Below are 19011 nucleotides of genomic sequence, written 5' to 3' on the forward strand. Positions count from 1 at the left end.
GCCTGCAAATGTATAACTTTTAATAATATTATTTACCTTTGGCACCCAATTTGTAATAAACTTGATATTAATATAACATTCTTTTTATGAAAATTAAACATCTATTCTTGGTTTTAGCCGTAGTTTTTTCAGTAAACATGGGCTTTTCGCAGGATAAAAAATTTAAAGTACACACAGTTGCATTTTACAACTTTGAAAATCTATTTGACACTATTAATGATCCAGATACTTATGATGAAGAGTACACGCCAGTAAATGGATGGAATACTAAAAACTATAAAAAGAAATTAGATAACCTAAGTCGTGTTCTTATTGAATTAGGAACTAGCGAAGCTCAAAAAAACTCTCCAGTAATCATTGGTGCTTGCGAAATTGAAAACAGAAGAGTTTTAGAAGACTTAGTAAAACATCCTACTTTAATAAACAAAGGATATAAAGTAGTTCACTTTGATTCTCCAGATAAACGTGGAATAGATGTTGGATTTTTATATCAAGAAAAACATTTTCAACCAACTAGCTACATAAATGTTCCTTTATATGTTTATGAATCAGAATCTAATTCAGACAAAAAAAGTTCGAAAGAAGAAGAAAAAGAGGTTGAAGAAAATGTAAACTATGATAAAAAGACAAAAAGAATTTACACTCGTGACCAACTTTTAGTTACAGGTTTATTAGATGGTGAAGAAATCAATGTAATTGTAAACCACTGGCCATCACGTTCTGGAGGAGAAAAAAGAAGTAGCCCTTACCGTGAAGCTGCGGGTAGATTAAATAGAAAAATCATGGATTCTATCATCAAAATCAACCCAAATGCTAAGTTTATTACCATGGGAGATTTAAATGATGGAGCATACAATAAAAGCGTTAAGCAAGGTATTGGTGCTAAATTGAAAAAATCAGAATTAAAAGAACCAAGAGATGTTTATAACCCGTTTGAGCAAATGGCTAAAGACGGACATGCTTCATTGTTTTACAGAGATTCAGGTGATATTTTCGATCAAATTATGGTGAGTCAACAATTGGTTCCGGCAGATAATAACGATTACGGCTCATTTAAATATTGGAAAGCAGGTATTTACAACAAGCCTTTCTTAATCCAAAAAACTGGTCAGTACAAAGGATACCCACTTCGTAATCAAAACGGAGTTCCAGGATTCTCAGATCACTTCCCGGTTTATATTTATTTAGTGAAAGAAGTGAAGTAATATCATTCTTAATAATTTAATAAGGTTAGTTTGCAATAAAATGCAGCTAACCTTTTTTCTTTTTAGTAACTTTACGTTTTTAAATTGCAGAAGATGAAAATTAAAAAACCATTTAATCTAAATCAATGGATTGAAGAAAACCGACAGTTTTTGAAGCCACCGGTTGGAAACAAAACCATTTATGATGAAACTTCAGACGATTATATTGTTATGGTCGTGGGTGGACCCAATGCACGAAAAGACTATCACTACAACGAAACGGAAGAGTTGTTTTACCAATTAGAAGGTGAAATTACCATCTATGTTCAGGAAGATGGTGTAAAGAAAGCAATGAAATTAGGGCCAGGCGATATGTATTTGCATCCTGCCAAAGTACCACATTCACCTGCAAGAACTGCTGGTTCAGTGGGATTGGTAATCGAAAGAAAACGGGCAGGAAAAGGATTCAATGATGGTTTACTTTGGTTTTGCGACAATTGTAATCATAAATTACACGAAGTTTATTTCGAATTACACGATATTGAAAAAGACTTTTTGCCTCATTTTAGTACGTTCTACAATTCGGAAGAAAAAAGAACATGTAAAAAATGTGGTACAGTAATGGAAACCAATCCTAAGTTTACAAAAAAATAATACTGTAACACAAAGTTTCACAAAGGTTTTTCACAATGTCTCACAAAGAAATCCGTGAAAATCTGCGAAATCTGTGGCAATAAATAACACCAAGAATAAACCCTTGAGTCTTTCGTGCATTCATTGTGTTCCTTGTGGTTAAAAAATATATTTTCTATCTTTGAAAAAAATTTAACAAAAATCGAATAAAAAGTTATAAAATGATATCTGAAGCAGCAATTCAATTTGGTATGCAAGAAGCTTTGCAACAATTAGGCATTAAAGAAATTAACGAAGGTACTTCTACTGGAACCAAGTGGTTTTCTAACGGAAAAATCATCGAATCATATTCACCAGCAACAGGAGATTTGATTGGAAAAGTAAAATCTTCAACAAAAGAAGATTACGAAACAGCTATGAGTGCTGCAGAAGAAGCTTTCAAAACATGGCGTTTGGTTCCAGCTCCAAAAAGAGGGGAAATCGTGCGTCAAATGGGAGAAGAATTACGTAAACACAAAGAAGCATTAGGAAAATTAGTGTCTTTTGAAATGGGTAAATCGTATCAAGAAGGTCTTGGAGAAGTTCAGGAAATGATTGACATCTGTGATTTCGCAGTAGGTTTATCACGTCAATTACACGGATTAACCATGCATTCAGAGCGTCCAATGCACAGAATGTATGAGCAATGGCATCCGTTTGGAATTGTTGGAATCATTTCTGCTTTCAACTTCCCAGTAGCAGTTTGGTCTTGGAACACGATGTTAGCATGGATTTGTGGTGACGTTTGTATTTGGAAACCAAGTTCAAAAACGCCTTTATGTGGTGTGGCTTGTCAAAACATCATTCAAACGGTATTAGAAAGAAACAATTTACCAGAAGGAATCAGTTGTTTAGTGGTTGGTAACGAGTCGGGTGATTTAATCAATAACGACAAACGTATTCCATTAGTATCGTTTACAGGTTCTACAAGAATTGGTCGTCACGTATCAAAAACTGTGGCAGAACGTTTTGGAAACACGATCTTAGAATTAGGAGGAAACAACGCTATCATCGTTTCTAAAGAAGCGGATTTATCAATGGTATTGGTAGGAGCGGTTTTTGGAGCGGTAGGAACAGCAGGTCAACGTTGTACTTCAACTCGTAGATTAATTGTTCACGAAAGTGTTTACGATAAAACATTAGACGTTTTAGCTAAAGCTTATGCACAGTTAAAAATTGGAAATCCATTAGACGCTAACAATCACGTAGGTCCACTTATTGATAAAGGTGCGGTTCAAGATTACTTAAACGCTATCGAAAAAGCAAAAGCAGAAGGCGGAAGAGTTATTGTAGAAGGTGGTGTTTTAGAAGGAAAAGGATACGAAAGCGGTTGTTATGTAAAACCATGTATTATTGAAGCGAAAAACGAGTTCGAAATCGTACAACACGAAACTTTTGCTCCAGTATTATACGTAATGAAATACAGCACGATTGAAGAAGCTATCGAAATGCAAAATGCAGTTCCTCAAGGATTATCTTCTTCTATCTTTACTAACAACATGAGAGAAATGGAGTTATTCCTTTCTGCTGCGGGTTCTGATTGTGGTATTGCTAACGTAAACATTGGAACTTCTGGTGCTGAAATTGGTGGTGCTTTTGGTGGTGAAAAAGAAACAGGTGGTGGCCGTGAATCAGGTTCTGATGCATGGAAAGCCTACATGAGAAGACAAACGAATACGATCAACTACGGAACAGCGTTACCATTGGCTCAAGGTATTAAGTTTGATTTCTAAAATATAAGTGATTAGTAAAAAGTAATTAGTGATTAGTTACTTTTGGATAAAGAGAAGCCCTGTGAAATTTCATTTTTGCAGGGTTTTGTTTTACTATGTGGGCACGGAATGCAATTTTGCATTATCAGTATTTTACACTTAAACGTCATTTTTTACGACATAAACCCCAAATATGACGTTAATGATGTCAAATATGACGTTCTAAACGTCAAACTTGACGCAGTTTTACTTCGTATATGACGTTCTTAATGTCAAATATGGCGTTATAAACATCAAACTTGACCTTACCTACCTTATTTTTGACATTTTCCAAATTAATTTTCTAATAATGATAATTAGTTGTTGATAATCAACCAAAAACAGATAGCGCGGAATTGTATTCCGTGCTCACAATCCACTTCAAAACAAAGCTACTGAAATAATTTTTACAAAAAAGTCAAACCAATTCTCTTATTTAGCCCAATTTCAAAGATTCGAATTAGTGTAGAAAGTTGGATATTTCCTTTTCCGTTTTCTAATTTTGAAATATAACTTTTTTTAGTTCCTGTTTTTTCAGCTAATTGCTCTTGGGTTAGTTTAGCTTCTTTGCGAGCTTCTTTTAGCATTTCGCTAATAATGAACATTTGCGAGTTCTCTTCATATTTGTTACGGCTTTCGGTGCCTATTTTGCCGTGTTCTGCCTCAATTAATTCGTCAAATGATTTTATGTTTTCGTAATTTTTCATCTTATTTGTTTTTTTGTTCAAAATAGTTCTGCATCAAACGCAATGCCTTTTCTAATTCTCCTTTGGGTGTTTTTTGTGTTTTCTTTTGAAAGCCATTAAATAAAACCACCAATTTACCTTCATCAAAACAGCAAAATAACCTGTAAATATTTGATTTGTGTTCTATTCTTATTTCATAAAGACCATCTTTACCCGTTAAATGTTTTAGAAATTTCTCAGGAACGCGATCCACTTGTTTAATTAATTCTAAAACATATAAAATCTTAGTTTTTACCTTTTCATCTTGGTTTTGGTAAAAGCTAATAAAGTGATGTTCATGAAAAATAATTTTTCTAATCATATCGCAAAGTTATCTTAAAAGTTAACATTTTCCAAATTAATTTTCTAATAACGATAATTAGTTGTTGATAATCAAACAAAAACCCCACAAATCAAATTTGCAGGGTTTTCTATTATCACATTGCCACATCGGCACATTAAAAACTACTTCGTTTTCTTCACGTACTGTGTCAAAATATAAATACTTTGGTTTTCCACTCTACCTTCAATAAGGTTAGCGTCGTCCCAAACTAATTTAATGTTGTGTACGGCAGCTCCACGCTTTGCGGTAAAAGTAGCACCTTTTACATCTAAATCTTTAATCAACACTACCGAATCGCCATCTTGTAAAATAACGCCGTTACTGTCTTTATGTACAATTTTGTTTTCGTCTTCTTCTGCGCCTTCATCCGTTGCTTTTGCCCATTCTAAGGCTTCTTCGTCTAGGTACATCATGTCAAGCAAATCGTTATTTTTCAAACGGGCTAACATACGCCAAGATAAAATTTGAACTGGTAAATGCTCGTTCCACATACTTTCTGATAATCCTCTCCAATCGTTTTCATTCATGGTTTCTGGATTTTCAATTTGGTCTTTTAAATGTTTTGCAACCAAAACTGAATGTTCTAAGCTTTCTGCAGTGTGAGGTGGTAACGTATACACAACTAAATCATGTTCGGCACCACTAATTTCGCAAACTGAACCACTGCGGTCTTTCAGTTTTTTTTCTATTACACTCATTTTGAATGGATTTTACGTAAATAAATAATTTGAAGCAAAGGTATAAATTGTAACAAAACAGCATAAAAAAAAGCAACTTTTTTAAGGAGTTGCTTTAAAATAAATTCAAACACTGGTTTACAGATTAAAACTTGCGCCAATAGACAAGTTAAACTGATTGTTATATTTTTCGAATCCTCTTGGATCATTATCGTAATGTGCTATTGGAAACTGAATTTCAGAGTACACTCCGAAACCATCGGTAATAAAATAACGAGCGCCTAAATGAGCACCAAAGTTTTTAATTCCGATATTTAATCCAGGATAGATATCCACTTTTTTCTCAATTCCAAAAATATCCGCAATGTTGGCACTAAAACGGGCTCTTAAATCAAAACGATCGTCAAAATTTGGTTTTTCGCCAGCAACTTCTTCAATTCCTAATAAGTATAAAGAGGTAAAACCAAACGACATATTTGTTCCGATTCCTCTATCATACGTAGCAATTACACCTGTTCCTTTTTCCTGAATGTTGGCTCCTACTTGAAATTTAGTATCTCCTTTTCCTTTAAAAACTTGCGCATTTGACATTTGAACTGCGGCTAATAAACAAATTACTGCTAAAATTTTTTTCATCGTATTAAAATTAAAATTGAGTACAAATATAGGAATAAATTAATTCCTACCTTTTTCGGTTGGATATAACTCTGGTAATGAATCACTTTGCCAAAATTCTTTTGTATTAACATCCATAATAGTTAATTTACCTTTGAATGCTGCACCAGTATCCACATTCCAAACACAAGCTTTATTAACGGGAATCGTTTCGTTTATTTTTGTTACGGGTGTATGTCCAATGTAAATTTCTTTGTAGATATTGAGTCGATTAGGATAGGTGATGGCTTCTTTTGAAAGACTAGGATCAAGTGCTAAAGCGGTTTCCCAAAGCGTTCTGTCCCAATAAAAAAGAGGTTTAAAATATTCGTATTCTACTCCTTTCATATTGGTAAAACCGGCATGAATAAACAATCGGTTTTCATCATCTAAATAATAATCTTGTAACGATTTTAAGAAATCTATGTGTTTTTCTTTGGTTACCGAGTTAATGTTTTGATATGATTTTACAGTAGCTTCACCCCCATGTTGAAACCACAATTTTTCATCAATATTTTCGTTATTACCTAATAACCAGTCTAATAATAGTTCGTCGTGATTACCACGAATAAAAACACAAGGTTGTTTTTTTTGTAATTCTATTAAAAAATCTAAAACCGCAGGCGATTCGCTCCAGCCATCTACAAAATCACCTAAAAAAATTAAAATGTCTTTTTGGGTAACGTTAGCTCTTTCTAAAACTTGGTGAATTGCTTTTAATCCACCATGAACATCTCCAAGTACGAATTTTCTCATAATTAAACCTAATTTGACTCAAATTTTAGAAAAATATGCAGAAAAACTACAGCAATTAATCTTAAAGGAGTCTCTAATTTTGTATCAGAAGTTAATAAACCCATTTTAAACAAATAAACAAACCCTTTAAAAATCAAAACATTATGAAAAATTCATTAAAATTATTCGCTTTAACATTAGTAGGGATTACTTTTTTTTCATGTACAACAGATGAGTACGATGTTGCACTTGAAGAAAGTGTAAAAGTAACAGAAAATATTCATAACGCCCAATTTAGAGAAGGAGATGAAGCGGCTAAGGATGAAGAAGTAGTTGTGGTTCCAGATACATTAGCAAGAGAAGCTGATGGAACACCAATCGTAATAATAATTAGAAAAGATTAATTTTAAAATTTTTAATATATGAAAACAATATTTATGTTAATAGTAAGCTCAATTTTTTTGTCAACGGTGTCAAATAAGATTGAGAAGGATTCAATAGAGAAGGTAATGACCTATAAAATTCAAAAAACAGAAAAAATTAAAATTGAAAGTGCAACGATAAGTACTAGAACACCTATAATTATATTAAAAAAAGATTAATTATTATCTTTAAATACTATTTTTGTTGGTAAGCAAATCTTTTTAATTGAAACACCTTGTTATTTTATTTGGTCTCTTTTTTCTCATAGGATGTAATCCTAAAGAGAACAAACCTAATATTCAAAAGAAATTAAATTTATATTATGAAAAAAGCGCAGATGTCAATTTAGATAAAGCATCACGTTTGAAATTTATTGATTCAATTGAGGTCTTAGTTGAAAATAATGAAGAAAATGATTCAATTAAAATAAAGAATTATTTTAAAATTGCTAATCGCTATTTTGGAGTTTTAGAGTATGAGAAGTATGTAGATGTAACTAATAAAATTTTACAAATTTCTAAATCTAATAATGATTCATTAAATATTGCTAAGGCAGAATATTATTTAGGAGATTATTATTTTTCTACATCAAAAAATGATAGCGCATACTATTATTATTTAGAAGCAGAAAAGAAATATGAAAATTTAAATGATAAAACAAATTTAGCAAGTACAAAATTACATAAGGCTTATATTTTATCTTATGAAAAAGATTTTATAGGAAGTGAAACAGAAACTGTTAAAGTCTTAAATATTGCAAATGAAATTAATGATCAAGAATTAATTTATGAATGTTTTGTAAATCTAGGACTTTCATTATCTGGATTAGGAAATTATGAAAAAGCGTTAGAATATCATCAAAAATCTCTATCTCAAATTAAGAATATAAAAAATGAAAATTATAAGCCTATTTTACAAGCACAAGCAATAAATAATATCGGTTTTGTATATTTAAATTTAGGAAAATTTAAAGAAGCGGGTGAAATTTTTGCTGAAGGATTGAAAATAAAGAATCTTATAGAAATACAACCTGTTTTATATATTTCTTTAGTTGATAATTATTCCTATTCTCGTTTCAAGATTAATAAAAATGAAGGACTTAGTGGTTTTATAACAGCATTAGAAATTGGTGATAAAATCAATGATATTTACAGTAAAATAAATATTAGGATTCACCTTGTTGAATACTTCTTATCTAAAAAAGATACAGTTAAAGCGCTTCAATATAATGAAGAAGCTAATCAATTAGCAAAAGAGTCGAAGTATAACAAAGAAGTCTTACAAACACTTGATTTTTACACGCAATTAAAACCTAAAGAAGGACTAAAATACGCTAAAGAATACATAAAACTTAGCGACAGCTTACAACACCAAGAACGATTAAGCCGTAATAAATTAGCCCGAATTGAATTTGAAACTGACGAAATCATTGTAGAAAAAGAAGCCATTTCTAATAGGTTTCGAATTATTTTAATTTCATCATTACTTATAATTTCTTTTGGTATACTGTTCTATATTATCCTTTATCAGCGAAGTAAACACAAAGAATTGCTTTTTAATCAAGAGCAACAAAAAGCCAATGAAGAGATTTATAAATTAATGCTTGATAAACAAGACGAGTTAGAGGAAGCCAAAAAGAAAGAAAAATTGAGAATTTCACAAGATCTTCACGATAATATTTTGAATAAATTGGCGGGAATTCGATTTAATTTATTTGCATTAACCCAAAAACCAGATGAAACCGTTATAAAACGAAGTATCGAATATATCGACAAAATTCAGAATGTGGAAAACGAAATACGAACAGTTGCTCATGAACTACATTTTGAATCATTTCTTAATAAAGGAAATTACAGAAGCATTTTAGAGCAATTGATTCAGAATCAAAAAGAAACCTATCAAACAAAATGCGAATGCTCAATTGCGCCGGATGAAACGATTGAAACAATTTCGGCATTAATAAAAATGAATGTTTATAGAATTATTCAAGAAACATTAAACAATATTAATAAGCACGCAAATGCTACTTTAATTTCGTTAAGTTTATATATTGATGAAGGTTTTTTATATTTGTCAATAAAGGATGATGGAGTTGGTTTTAAAGTTTCAAAAACCAAATCAGGAATTGGACTAAAAAATATAGAAAGTAGAACAGAATCTATAAACGGACGATTAAAAATTTCATCTGAAATTAATAAAGGAACTAAAGTGTCTTTAAAAGTTAAATTATAAAAAGTAAGATTTTGGAAAATAAAAAGCTAAGTATTTTAATGATTGACGATCATCCTTCCATGATAGAGGGCTATAAAAGTATTCTTTCTTTTAACGATTTGGATTGTGAAATTGAAGTTACACCAGCTTATAATTGCGAAAGTGCTTATTATTTAATTACTGAAAATCAAAATGTATCCGCTTATGATGCAGCGTTTATTGATCTGAGTTTACCTGCTTTTCCTGAACAAAAAGTTTATTCTGGACATGATTTAGCAAGATTAGTTAGAAATTATATGCCTACTACAAAAATTATAATTCTAACATCGCACATTGAAGCCTTTTTATTATACAAAATTCATAGAGAAATTGAGCCCGAAGGATTCTTAGTTAAAAGTGATTTTTCGTCTCAAGAACTTTTAACTGCTTTCAACCAAATTATGATGGGCAATAAGTATAAAAGTCGTACGGTACAACAAAATATTAATGAGTTAATGGCAAATGAATTTTTGTTAGATGAATATTATCAACAAATTATAACTCTTTTAGCACAAGGCATAAAAACCAAAAATATGCCAGAACACATCAATATTACGTTAAGTGCAATAGATAAAAGAAAAGCTCATATAAAAGAGTTTTTTAACATAGAAAAGGGTTCTGACGAAGACATTATTAAAGAAGCAAAAAAAAGAGGCTTGATATAAAATTTTAACAAAATGTGCAGAAAAACTACAGCAACCCATTTAAAGAGCGTCCTTACCTTTACATTGTAATTAAAATAATAAAAAGGATGAAACTATATACTAAAATCTTGCTGTTTTTGTTGTTTCTGAGTTTGGTTTGGCTTTACACTGTAGCCGATTTAACATACAACACATTATTCTTTGAAAGTAGTACATTTTTATCTAAATGTATAGGATATCATGCACAATTTGAATTAATTTACATTTTGGGAGTTTTTCTTTTTGTGTCTTACTTAGCATTAATACTTTTTATAAAAAATAAAAAATTGTACTAGTCGTATTTCATTTTTCTTAAAATTCGCATTACTTCTTTAAAAGACACGTAAATTAAAGGGTTTTCAAGTAATTTTAAGTACGGTTTTGAATCAATTAATTTTTGCTTTGCTTCATCAAAACCATTCAAATAGCAAATCATCATAATGTGAGGTAAGTTCTCCAAATCTCTTTTTTCAGAATCCTGCAAAGGCAATCCTTTTTGAAGTTTTCCTATTATTACCAAATTAGAATTGTAAATGTGATGCAACATCTTTCGGTTGTATTGCGGTGGTTCAAACAACATTTCCGAATTCATTTTGTAATAGCCATTATCAAAAAAACTTAGTGTAACTTTTTCAAACGGATAGTAGCTGGTTTTATCATTTAATCCAAGTGAAATGTATTCGGTAATAGAAAACGTGCTATCATCATAATCAATACTTACTTCATCTAAAGCCGAATAAAACAATTTTACTTGTTCGTTTACTAACTCAATATCTACTCTCGAATAATATACTTTATCCCGAACTTTTTTCTTATTTCCGGCCCAACAAACCACAAATAATTCTTTGAAAACCTTGTATTTAGAAGGCAAATCTTTATGGCGATTATTGATGAAATCTAAAACGCTTTCTAACGTGTGTTCAATACTATTTCGAGAGCTGTTTTCAATACTAATAACTGTTTCTACATTCTGTTTCGAATACGGAATTTTCTCAGTCGTAGGCGAAGTATTACTGCCTTTTCTAACAAAATAAGTATTTGCTTCAATAGTGTGAATGCCTTTTTTGAAGTATGAATTTTTTGATTTTGGTTTAATCGTAACTAAACCTACTACTTTGTCTTTTGGAAGATTTGGAAAAGGCACATTTTCGTACTGAATTTTAGGTGGATTTTCCAAAAAAGCATTCACCAAATTCTGAATTCGACTATCATCAAAAAAATCATCCCCAACGATTTCATTGGTTTCATCTTCCACACCCACCACAATATAAGAATTGTTACTCGGATTAGAATTGGAAAGCGCACAAATGTGTTTTAAAAACTTGGCTTTTCCTTCTTTGGTGTGTAAATTCAATTGGCGCTTCTTATCATAAAAACTGTTCTCATCATGATGAGCTAAAATGTTTTTGATAAGAAGGCGCTTGTTTATCATATTTTTAGTGATTAGTCACTAGTTACTAATCACTTTTTTAAGGTACTTTATTTCCCATACTTTCTGTCCAGATAGCAAACCAATCTTGCTTATCTAAAACTAACGATTTTGCTTTCATTAATTGTTGAATTCTTCCTGAATTAACCGTTCCGGCAACAGGAGAAATTCCAGCAGGATGTTGCATAATCCAAGCCAATAAAATAATATCAGAACCCATGTGGTATTTTTCAACCAACTTAGCCAAAAGTTGACGTAATCTAAAAGTTTGGTCTGTATTTTCCCTAAAAACGGTTCCTAATGGATTCCATGCCATCGGTTTGATATTGTGGATTTGCATGTAATCAAAACTTCCATCTAACATAGCTTCATGATGCGTTGCCGAAAACTGCACTTGATTAAATGAAATTTCGGTTTTTTGACGCAAAAGTTCTGTTTGAAAAGGTGTAAAATTTGAAACACCAAAAGATAGAATTTTTCCATCTGCTTTTAATTTTGAAACCGCTTCAGCAATTTCATCAGCTTGCATTAATGGACTTGGACGGTGAAGTAAAAAAACATCCAAATAATCGGTTTGTAGATTTTTTAATGAATTTTCGGCTGACCAAATAATATAATCTTTTGAATATTCGTAGTGTTTAATAGTATTATTAGGTCGGTTTTCAGAAGTATATTGAATTCCGCATTTAGTAATTAATTGAATTTTTTTGCGATCGATTTTACTTTCAGAAAGCGCTTTTCCAAATGAAGCTTCAGTGGTATAACCTCCATAAATATCGGCATGATCAAAAGTAGTAATTCCGTTTTCTATGAATAAATTAATTAAGTGAGTAAACTCATTGGTATTTAGGTTTTTATCCCAAACACCCCAATTCATAACTCCTGCAATAATAGGGGATAATTGTACTGACATATTTGTTGTGTTTTTAATTTTTTCTTAAAATTATAAAATAGAATCATAAAACACTCATAAAATCAACCTTTTTTATGCATTTTTAACGCAATGTTAACAACTTAAAACCAAAAAAAAATTCAATTTGCAGTGTTAAAAAATGTTGTTAATTTCACACCGCCAAATACAATCATAAAATGGAAGAAAATACATCAACCTTAGACATTAGAGCAATTAATGAAAAGATTGAAAGAGAAAGTGCTTTTATAGACTTACTTACAATGGAAATGAATAAGGTAATCGTAGGTCAAAAACAAATGGTCGAGCGATTATTAATAGGTTTATTAGGTCAAGGACATATTTTACTTGAAGGAGTTCCTGGATTAGCAAAAACCTTAGCAATTAATACGCTTTCTCAAGCCGTTCACGGTTCGTTTAGCCGTATTCAGTTTACACCCGATTTATTGCCTGCCGATGTGGTAGGAACCATGATTTACAATATCAAACAAAACGACTTTACCATTCGTAAAGGACCAATTTTCGCGAACTTTATATTAGCGGATGAGATTAATCGTGCTCCAGCAAAAGTGCAATCGGCTTTGTTAGAAGCCATGCAAGAAAAGCAAGTGACTATTGGAGACGAAACGTTTAAGTTAGACAAACCATTCTTAGTAATGGCAACTCAAAACCCTGTTGACCAAGAAGGGACTTATCCATTACCAGAAGCACAAGTTGACCGTTTCATGTTAAAAGTGGTTATCGATTATCCAAAAATGGAAGACGAGCGCTTAGTTATTCGTCAAAATTTAAAAGGCGCTTTCGAAAAAGTAAACCAAGTGGTTTCGTTAGAGCAAATTTTAAGAGCGCAAGAAGCTGTTCGTGAAGTATACATGGACGAGAAAATCGAGAAATACATCTTAGATTTAATTTTCGCAACGCGTTATCCAGAAAAATATAAATTAGAAAGTCTAAAACCATTAATCAGTTTTGGAGCTTCGCCTCGTGGAAGTATCAACTTAGCAACAGCTGCTAAATGTTACGCTTTCATCAAACGAAGAGGTTATGTAATTCCAGAAGATGTTCGTGCAGTTGTGTACGATGTATTACGTCACAGAATCGGAATCACATACGAAGCAGAAGCTGAAAATGTAACCACAGAAGACATTATCAGCAAAATTGTAAACGAAGTTGAAGTGCCTTAATTTTTTGTTTCAAGTTTAAAGTTTCAAGTTAAAGAAACCTGAAACAAAGAAAACCTGAAACCTGAAACAAAATAAAAATGGATACCAAAGAAATTCTAAAAAAAGTTCGAAAAATTGAAATCAAAACCCGAAGATTGAGTGATCATATCTTTTCGGGAGAATATCATACGTCTTTTAAAGGACGCGGGATGACGTTTTCTGAAGTGCGCCAATACCAATACGGTGACGACGTAAGAGCTATCGATTGGAATGTAACCGCACGCTACAACGAACCTTTTGTAAAGGTATTTGAAGAAGAACGCGAATTAACCATGATGTTGATGGTGGATATTTCGGGATCGGAAAGTTTTGGTACAAAAAATCAGTTAAAACGAGATATGGTTACCGAAATTGCAGCAACCTTAGCTTTTTCAGCTACTCAAAATAATGATAAAATTGGTTTGCTTTTATTTTCGGACCAAATCGAATTGTTTATTCCACCTAAAAAAGGAAAATCGCATGTTTTACGAATCATTCGCGAGTTAATCGAATTCGAATCGAAAAGCAAAAAAACCGATTTATCGCAAGCTTTGAAATATTTGTCAAGCGTTTTGAAAAAGAAAGCCATCGTGTTTTTAATTTCCGATTTCATGGTAAAAGATTATGAGCACACGCTGAAAATCGCTTCAAAACGTCATGATGTGACTGGAATAAGAGTGTTTGACCAAAGAGAAGAAAGTATTCCAAATATTGGTATTGTAAATATGTTAGATGCCGAAACAGGCGAAACGCTTTTAGTTGATACCACGTCAAAAAAAGTGCGAATGGATTACGAAAAATACTATCGTGAAAACGTAAATTATTTCAAAGATATTTTTTCAAAATGTGGAGCAGGAACGATTAGTTCTAGAGTGGACGAAAGCTATGTAACCAAATTATTAGGTTATTTTAAAGCGCGTAATTAAGAAAAATGAAAAAGAAACTTTACTTATATATTGCTTTATTATTCGGATTTTTGGGTTTTGCCCAACAAATCTCGTCTTCTATTGACTCAACTCAAATTAAAATTGGATCGCAATTCAATTTAACCATCAAAGCAAAAGTAAACGAAAAAGATAAAGTCGTTTTTCCAGATGGAAAGTTTTTTGGTGCTTTGGAAATATTAGAATCATACCCAATTGATACCTTAAAGAATGACAACCAATACGAATTAATCAAAAAGTACGGGTTAACCCAATTTGATTCGGGACGCTATGTGATTCCGAAATTATTGGTAAAAATCAATCAGAAAGAATTCCGTACCGATTCGCTTTCGATTTTAGTCAACGATGTAAAAGTTGATACCACAAAACAACAAATGTACGACATCAAAGACATCATCGCTACCGAAGAAAAACCGATGAGCGAATGGTGGAAACTGTTGATTTTACTGCTATTGATTATCGCTTCTGGATTTGCATCGTATTTCATCATCAAGCGATTACAAAAAGACAAGGAACAAAAAGAAGAATTTTTCGCTTCGCCAATTGAAAAAGCGATTGCGTATCTTCAAAATTTAGATAAAAAACAATTGGTACAACGCGGTGATGTTAAAGAATATTATTCTGAAATGACTGATATCACAAGAACGTATATCGAAGAATCCATCCATATTCCAGCAATGGAAAGTACTTCGAGTGAGTTAATGGAAGCGTTGAAAAAAGCGATTGCCGACAAAAAAATGTTTGTCAATCGTGAAGAATTAGATAAGTTCAAGAAAGTTTTAGAAAATTCCGATTTGGTGAAATTTGCTAAATCGCAACCTTTACCATTCGAAATTGAAACCGATAAAAAAATCATCGATAAATTCTTGTTGGTAATTGATAAAGCTTTACCTAGAACCGAAGATCAAGCTGCAATTTTATTTGCTGAAGAAGTTCGTAAGAAAGAAATGCAAAAGCAAAAAGCAAAACGTTTAGCGCTTTCAGCCGGAATTTCAGCCTTTTTATTGGTTGCTTCTGTTGTAATTTTCACTTACACGATAGGATTTGATTTTGTGAAAGACAGTTATTTGGGATATTCTACCAAAGAATTGTTGGAAAAAGAATGGATTACTTCCGAATATGGAGAACCTGCTATCATTATTTCATCGCCAAAAGTTTTAAAACGAACTATAGATGAGAAAATTCAAAACAATCTTCCAGAAAACGTAAAATCAACTAGTCGTTTTGCGTATGGAAATATTACAGATGATTTCTCGATTGTTTTAATTACAACCGCTTACAAAGATACTACGAAGATAGATTTAGATTTAGCATTGGAAGCCGATTTGAAAGAATTAGAAAAGTTTGGAGCTAAAAATATCATAGTAAAAACTGGCGAATTTGAAAATGTAAAAGGTCTTTCAGGTAAAAAAGCCTATGGAACATTCACGGCTTTGGACCCTGAAAGCGAAGAAGATATAAAAATGCAGTACGACATTATGGTGTTGTCGCAACCGGGTGGCGCTCAAGAATTTTTCTTTATGTATAGAGAAGAAGATAAGCATGCCATGGAGATTATAGAGAAAATTCAGAATTCAATTGAACTAAGAAAAGCCAAGAAATAATGGGAAAAGTTACCTTTTTAAATCCGGAATTTTTGTGGTTCTTTTTGGTTTTACCAATTGCAATAGGCTGGCTGTTTTATAAAAGAAATCAACTTTCGGCAACGGTAAAAATGAGTTCATTAGAACCATTCAAGCAAAACCGAACGTTCTTAGCCAAAGCAAAACCATTTTTATATGTGTTGAGAATTTTAGCTTTGAGTTCGATAATCATTGCATTAGCAAGACCAAGAAGTGTTGACGTAACTTCAAAATCGAAAACCACAAAAGGTATCGATATTGTAATGGCAATAGACGTTTCGAGTAGTATGTTGGCAAACGATTTAAAACCAAATCGCTTAGAAGCTTTGAAAAAAGTAGCTTCAATATTTGTGCAAGATAGAATTAACGATAGAATCGGATTGGTAGTTTATGCAGGCGAAAGTTATACGAGAACACCAGTAACTTCAGATAAGACTATTATTTTACAATCGTTAAAAACTATTGAGTATGATGATTCCATTATTGCTGATGGAACCGGAATAGGTGTTGGTTTAGCAACCGCAATCAACCGAATTAAAGACAGTAAAGCGAAAAGCAGAATCATCATTTTATTGACAGATGGTGTAAACAATTCTGGAACCATCGATCCTAGAACCGCTTCTGAAATCGCAAAAGAATACGGCATAAAAGTATATACCATCGGAATAGGAACAAACGGTCAAGCGATGTTTCCTGTCGCAAAAGATGCGAATGGTAAATTGGTTTTTAGAAAAATGCCTGTAGAAATTGATGAAAGCTTAATGAAAGAAATTGCGAAAGCTACCGATGCAAAGTATTTTAGAGCCACATCAAACAAAAAATTACAAGCCATTTACAACGAAATTAACAAGTTAGAAACCACAGAAATTGACGAGAAGAAATTCTATAATTATGACGAAAAATACAAACCTTTCGTATTGATTGCATTTGTATTGTTAGGTGTTGAGGTGTTATTACGAAATTCAGTTTTTAGAGGAATCGTTTAGAAAGAAAAACAATGTTTGAATTAGAAAGTCCAATATATTTTTACTTATTAGCACTATTACCCATAATAGTGGCACTTTTTCTATTCAATTTGTTTTGGAAAAGAAAAAGACAAGCCGTTTTTGCCGATTTGGAATTGTTTAACCAATTAGCACCTGAGAAATCTAGCTTTAAACCGGCTTTGAAATTAGGTGTTTTATTATTGGCATTAACGTGTATAATTATTGCTTTGGTTAACCCAAAAATGGGAACGAAGATGGAAACCGTAAAACGTCAAGGTATTGATATTGTGTTTGCAGTCGACATTTCAAAAAGTATGCTGGCTGAAGACGTAGCGCCAAATCGATTAGAAAAAACCAAGCAAATCGTTTCGCAAATCATCAATCAATTAGGAAATGACCGTGTTGGAATCGTGGGTTATGCCGGAAGTGCTTACCCAGTTTTACCAATGACAACCGATTATAGCATTGCTAAAATGTATTTGCAAAGTATGAATACCAATATGGTTTCTTCGCAAGGAACGGCTTTTAATGATGCAATTCAATTGGCGGTTGATTTCTTTGATGTGAAAGATACTAGTAAGTTGATTATTCTAATTTCCGATGGAGAAGATCACGGAGAAGGAGCGGATGATGCAGTTGAAATGGCAAAAAAGAAAGGCGTTCGTATTTTAACTATTGGTGTGGGAACTGAAAAAGGCGCTCCAATTCCTTTACGAGATGATAAAGGAACAATAGTTTCATATAAAAAAGACCAAGAAGGTCAAACGGTTACAACAAAATTATATCCTGAAGTTTTAAAAAATATTGCAGATAAAACTAAATCGAAATACATTATTGGCACATCTACAAAAGATGTGGTAGAAGAAGTGAAAAAATCTTTAGATAAAATCGAAAAATCAGAATTCGAATCGCAACAAATTGCCGATTTTGAATCGCAATACCAATGGTTTTTAGCTTTAGGATTTTTGTTATTATTGGTAGATATTTTCCTTTTGGAGAAAAAAACAGCATGGGTGCAAAAGTTGAACTTATTTAATGAAAAGAAACATGCGTAAGATAGTTTACATATTACTATTATTGAATTGCATCTCGCTTTTCAGTCAAGAAAAAGATAAAAATTTATACAACGGAAATCAATCGTTTTCCGAAAAAAAATACGTGGATGCCGAAGCTGATTATAGGGTAACGGAATCAAAAAAATCACCTAAAAAAGCCGTTGCAGGATACAATTTAGGAAATAGCATTTATCGCCAAAATCAGCAAGGCGAAGCACAAATCAAATACATTCAAGCCTTAGAAGCAGCTAAAACGAAAACTGAAAAACACCGAATATATCATAATTTAGGTAACACTTTCATGCTAGAAAAAAAATATGATTTAGCAGCAGATGCCTACAAAAACGCACTTCGAAATAATCCAAACGACGAAGAAACACGTTACAATTACGCTTTAGCCAAAAGAAAGAAAAAAGATAATCCACCTCCTAAAGACAACAAAAAAGATAATAAAGGTGGTGGCGGTCAAGACAACAAGCCTCAGCCAAAAGATAAAGACAACAAAAACGACAAAGGAAACGACAAAAAAGATTCTGATAAAGACAATCAGAACAACAAAGATAAACAAGGTGATAACCAACAAGGCAAGGGAGACGGAGAGAAAAAAGAAGATAAAAACGAAAACCCAAAACCAAGCGGCGCCGACAAACAACGCATCGATAATATTTTAGATGCGGTTAATAATGCAGAGAAGAAAGTTCAGGACAAAGTGAATGCGAAGAAAGTGAAAGCACGTCCGGTTTCAAATGAAAAAGATTGGTAATTT

19 protein-coding genes are annotated in these 19011 nt (G+C 32.2%); 12 read left to right on the forward strand and 7 right to left on the reverse strand.

Translation table 11 applies throughout. The annotated features are described in order from the left end of the window. Nucleotides 1-86: 86 nt before the first annotated feature. The 3 genes from B0I03_RS06050 to amaB all read left to right on the forward strand — a co-directional run bounded on the left by B0I03_RS06050 (nt 87) and on the right by amaB (nt 3589). Complete coding sequence (locus B0I03_RS06050; RefSeq protein WP_111566562.1) at nt 87-1205, forward strand: endonuclease/exonuclease/phosphatase family protein; 1119 nt, start codon at nt 87-89, stop codon at nt 1203-1205. Between the two features lie 93 nt (nt 1206-1298). Further along, complete coding sequence (locus B0I03_RS06055; RefSeq protein WP_111566563.1) at nt 1299-1838, forward strand: 3-hydroxyanthranilate 3,4-dioxygenase; 540 nt, start codon at nt 1299-1301, stop codon at nt 1836-1838. A 200-nt stretch (nt 1839-2038) separates the two neighbouring features. After that, nucleotides 2039-3589, forward strand: a complete 1551-nt coding sequence (gene amaB / locus B0I03_RS06060; RefSeq protein WP_394338065.1) for an L-piperidine-6-carboxylate dehydrogenase — start codon at nt 2039-2041, stop codon at nt 3587-3589. A gap of 425 nt (nt 3590-4014) precedes the next feature. Here the strand turns inward: amaB and B0I03_RS06065 are convergent, their stop codons facing one another. From B0I03_RS06065 to B0I03_RS06085, 5 genes are all read right to left on the reverse strand, one after another. After that, nucleotides 4015-4314 carry a helix-turn-helix domain-containing protein gene (locus B0I03_RS06065; protein ID WP_111566564.1) on the reverse strand — a complete coding sequence of 100 codons (300 nt, stop codon included), beginning with the start codon at nt 4312-4314 and terminating at the stop codon, nt 4015-4017. 1 nt (nt 4315) lies between these two features. Next, the gene (locus B0I03_RS06070) at nt 4316-4654 is read right to left on the reverse strand and encodes a type II toxin-antitoxin system RelE/ParE family toxin (protein ID WP_111566565.1); all 339 of its coding nucleotides are present in this window, start codon (nt 4652-4654) and stop codon (nt 4316-4318) included. Between the two features lie 143 nt (nt 4655-4797). Then, nucleotides 4798-5373, reverse strand: coding sequence for a PhnA domain-containing protein (locus B0I03_RS06075; RefSeq protein WP_111566566.1), 576 nt, complete (start codon nt 5371-5373; stop codon nt 4798-4800). 117 nt (nt 5374-5490) lie between these two features. Then, nucleotides 5491-5988: a DUF6646 family protein gene (locus tag B0I03_RS06080; RefSeq protein ID WP_111566567.1), complete on the reverse strand. Its 498-nt coding sequence runs from the start codon at nt 5986-5988 to the stop codon at nt 5491-5493. A gap of 39 nt (nt 5989-6027) precedes the next feature. Next, the gene (locus tag B0I03_RS06085) at nt 6028-6762 is read right to left on the reverse strand and encodes a metallophosphoesterase (RefSeq protein ID WP_111566568.1); all 735 of its coding nucleotides are present in this window, start codon (nt 6760-6762) and stop codon (nt 6028-6030) included. 143 nt (nt 6763-6905) lie between these two features. Here B0I03_RS06085 and B0I03_RS06090 point away from each other — a divergent pair, with 143 nt between their 5' ends. From B0I03_RS06090 to B0I03_RS06105, 3 genes are all read left to right on the forward strand, one after another. Further along, entirely contained in the window at nt 6906-7145 is a 240-nt protein-coding gene (locus B0I03_RS06090) for a hypothetical protein (protein WP_111566569.1), read from the forward strand. Nucleotides 7146-7389: 244 nt separating this feature from the next. After that, nucleotides 7390-9396: an ATP-binding protein gene (locus B0I03_RS06100; RefSeq protein WP_111566571.1), complete on the forward strand. Its 2007-nt coding sequence runs from the start codon at nt 7390-7392 to the stop codon at nt 9394-9396. A gap of 38 nt (nt 9397-9434) precedes the next feature. After that, the gene (locus B0I03_RS06105; protein WP_111566572.1) at nt 9435-10079 is read left to right on the forward strand and encodes a response regulator; all 645 of its coding nucleotides are present in this window, start codon (nt 9435-9437) and stop codon (nt 10077-10079) included. A 310-nt stretch (nt 10080-10389) separates the two neighbouring features. Here B0I03_RS06105 and B0I03_RS06110 read toward each other — a convergent pair whose 3' ends face one another. Both B0I03_RS06110 and B0I03_RS06115 read right to left on the reverse strand, forming a co-directional pair. Then, on the reverse strand, nt 10390-11529 hold the full coding sequence (locus B0I03_RS06110) for an ATP-binding protein (RefSeq protein ID WP_111566573.1): 1140 nt from the start codon (nt 11527-11529) through the stop codon (nt 10390-10392). A gap of 37 nt (nt 11530-11566) precedes the next feature. Further along, a complete protein-coding gene (locus B0I03_RS06115; protein WP_111566574.1) occupies nt 11567-12439 on the reverse strand; it encodes an aldo/keto reductase in 873 nt (290 codons plus the stop codon). 176 nt (nt 12440-12615) lie between these two features. Between B0I03_RS06115 and B0I03_RS06120 the strand changes: the two genes are divergently transcribed. The 6 genes from B0I03_RS06120 to B0I03_RS06145 all read left to right on the forward strand — a co-directional run bounded on the left by B0I03_RS06120 (nt 12616) and on the right by B0I03_RS06145 (nt 19008). Next, a complete protein-coding gene (locus tag B0I03_RS06120; RefSeq protein WP_111566575.1) occupies nt 12616-13620 on the forward strand; it encodes an AAA family ATPase in 1005 nt (334 codons plus the stop codon). A gap of 77 nt (nt 13621-13697) precedes the next feature. Beyond that, nucleotides 13698-14564: a DUF58 domain-containing protein gene (locus tag B0I03_RS06125; RefSeq protein ID WP_111566576.1), complete on the forward strand. Its 867-nt coding sequence runs from the start codon at nt 13698-13700 to the stop codon at nt 14562-14564. A 5-nt stretch (nt 14565-14569) separates the two neighbouring features. Beyond that, entirely contained in the window at nt 14570-16186 is a 1617-nt protein-coding gene (locus B0I03_RS06130; protein ID WP_111566577.1) for a BatD family protein, read from the forward strand. Beyond that, nucleotides 16186-17190: a vWA domain-containing protein gene (locus B0I03_RS06135; protein WP_111566578.1), complete on the forward strand. Its 1005-nt coding sequence runs from the start codon at nt 16186-16188 to the stop codon at nt 17188-17190. Before B0I03_RS06130 ends, B0I03_RS06135 begins: the two co-directional genes overlap by 1 nt. A gap of 11 nt (nt 17191-17201) precedes the next feature. After that, a complete protein-coding gene (locus B0I03_RS06140; RefSeq protein ID WP_111566579.1) occupies nt 17202-18245 on the forward strand; it encodes a vWA domain-containing protein in 1044 nt (347 codons plus the stop codon). After that, nucleotides 18238-19008: a tetratricopeptide repeat protein gene (locus B0I03_RS06145; RefSeq protein ID WP_245902956.1), complete on the forward strand. Its 771-nt coding sequence runs from the start codon at nt 18238-18240 to the stop codon at nt 19006-19008. Before B0I03_RS06140 ends, B0I03_RS06145 begins: the two co-directional genes overlap by 8 nt. Nucleotides 19009-19011: the final 3 nt, after the last annotated feature.

The organism is Flavobacterium aquaticum (assembly GCF_003259835.1).
GTDB classification, from domain to species: Bacteria; Bacteroidota; Bacteroidia; order Flavobacteriales; family Flavobacteriaceae; genus Flavobacterium; species Flavobacterium aquaticum.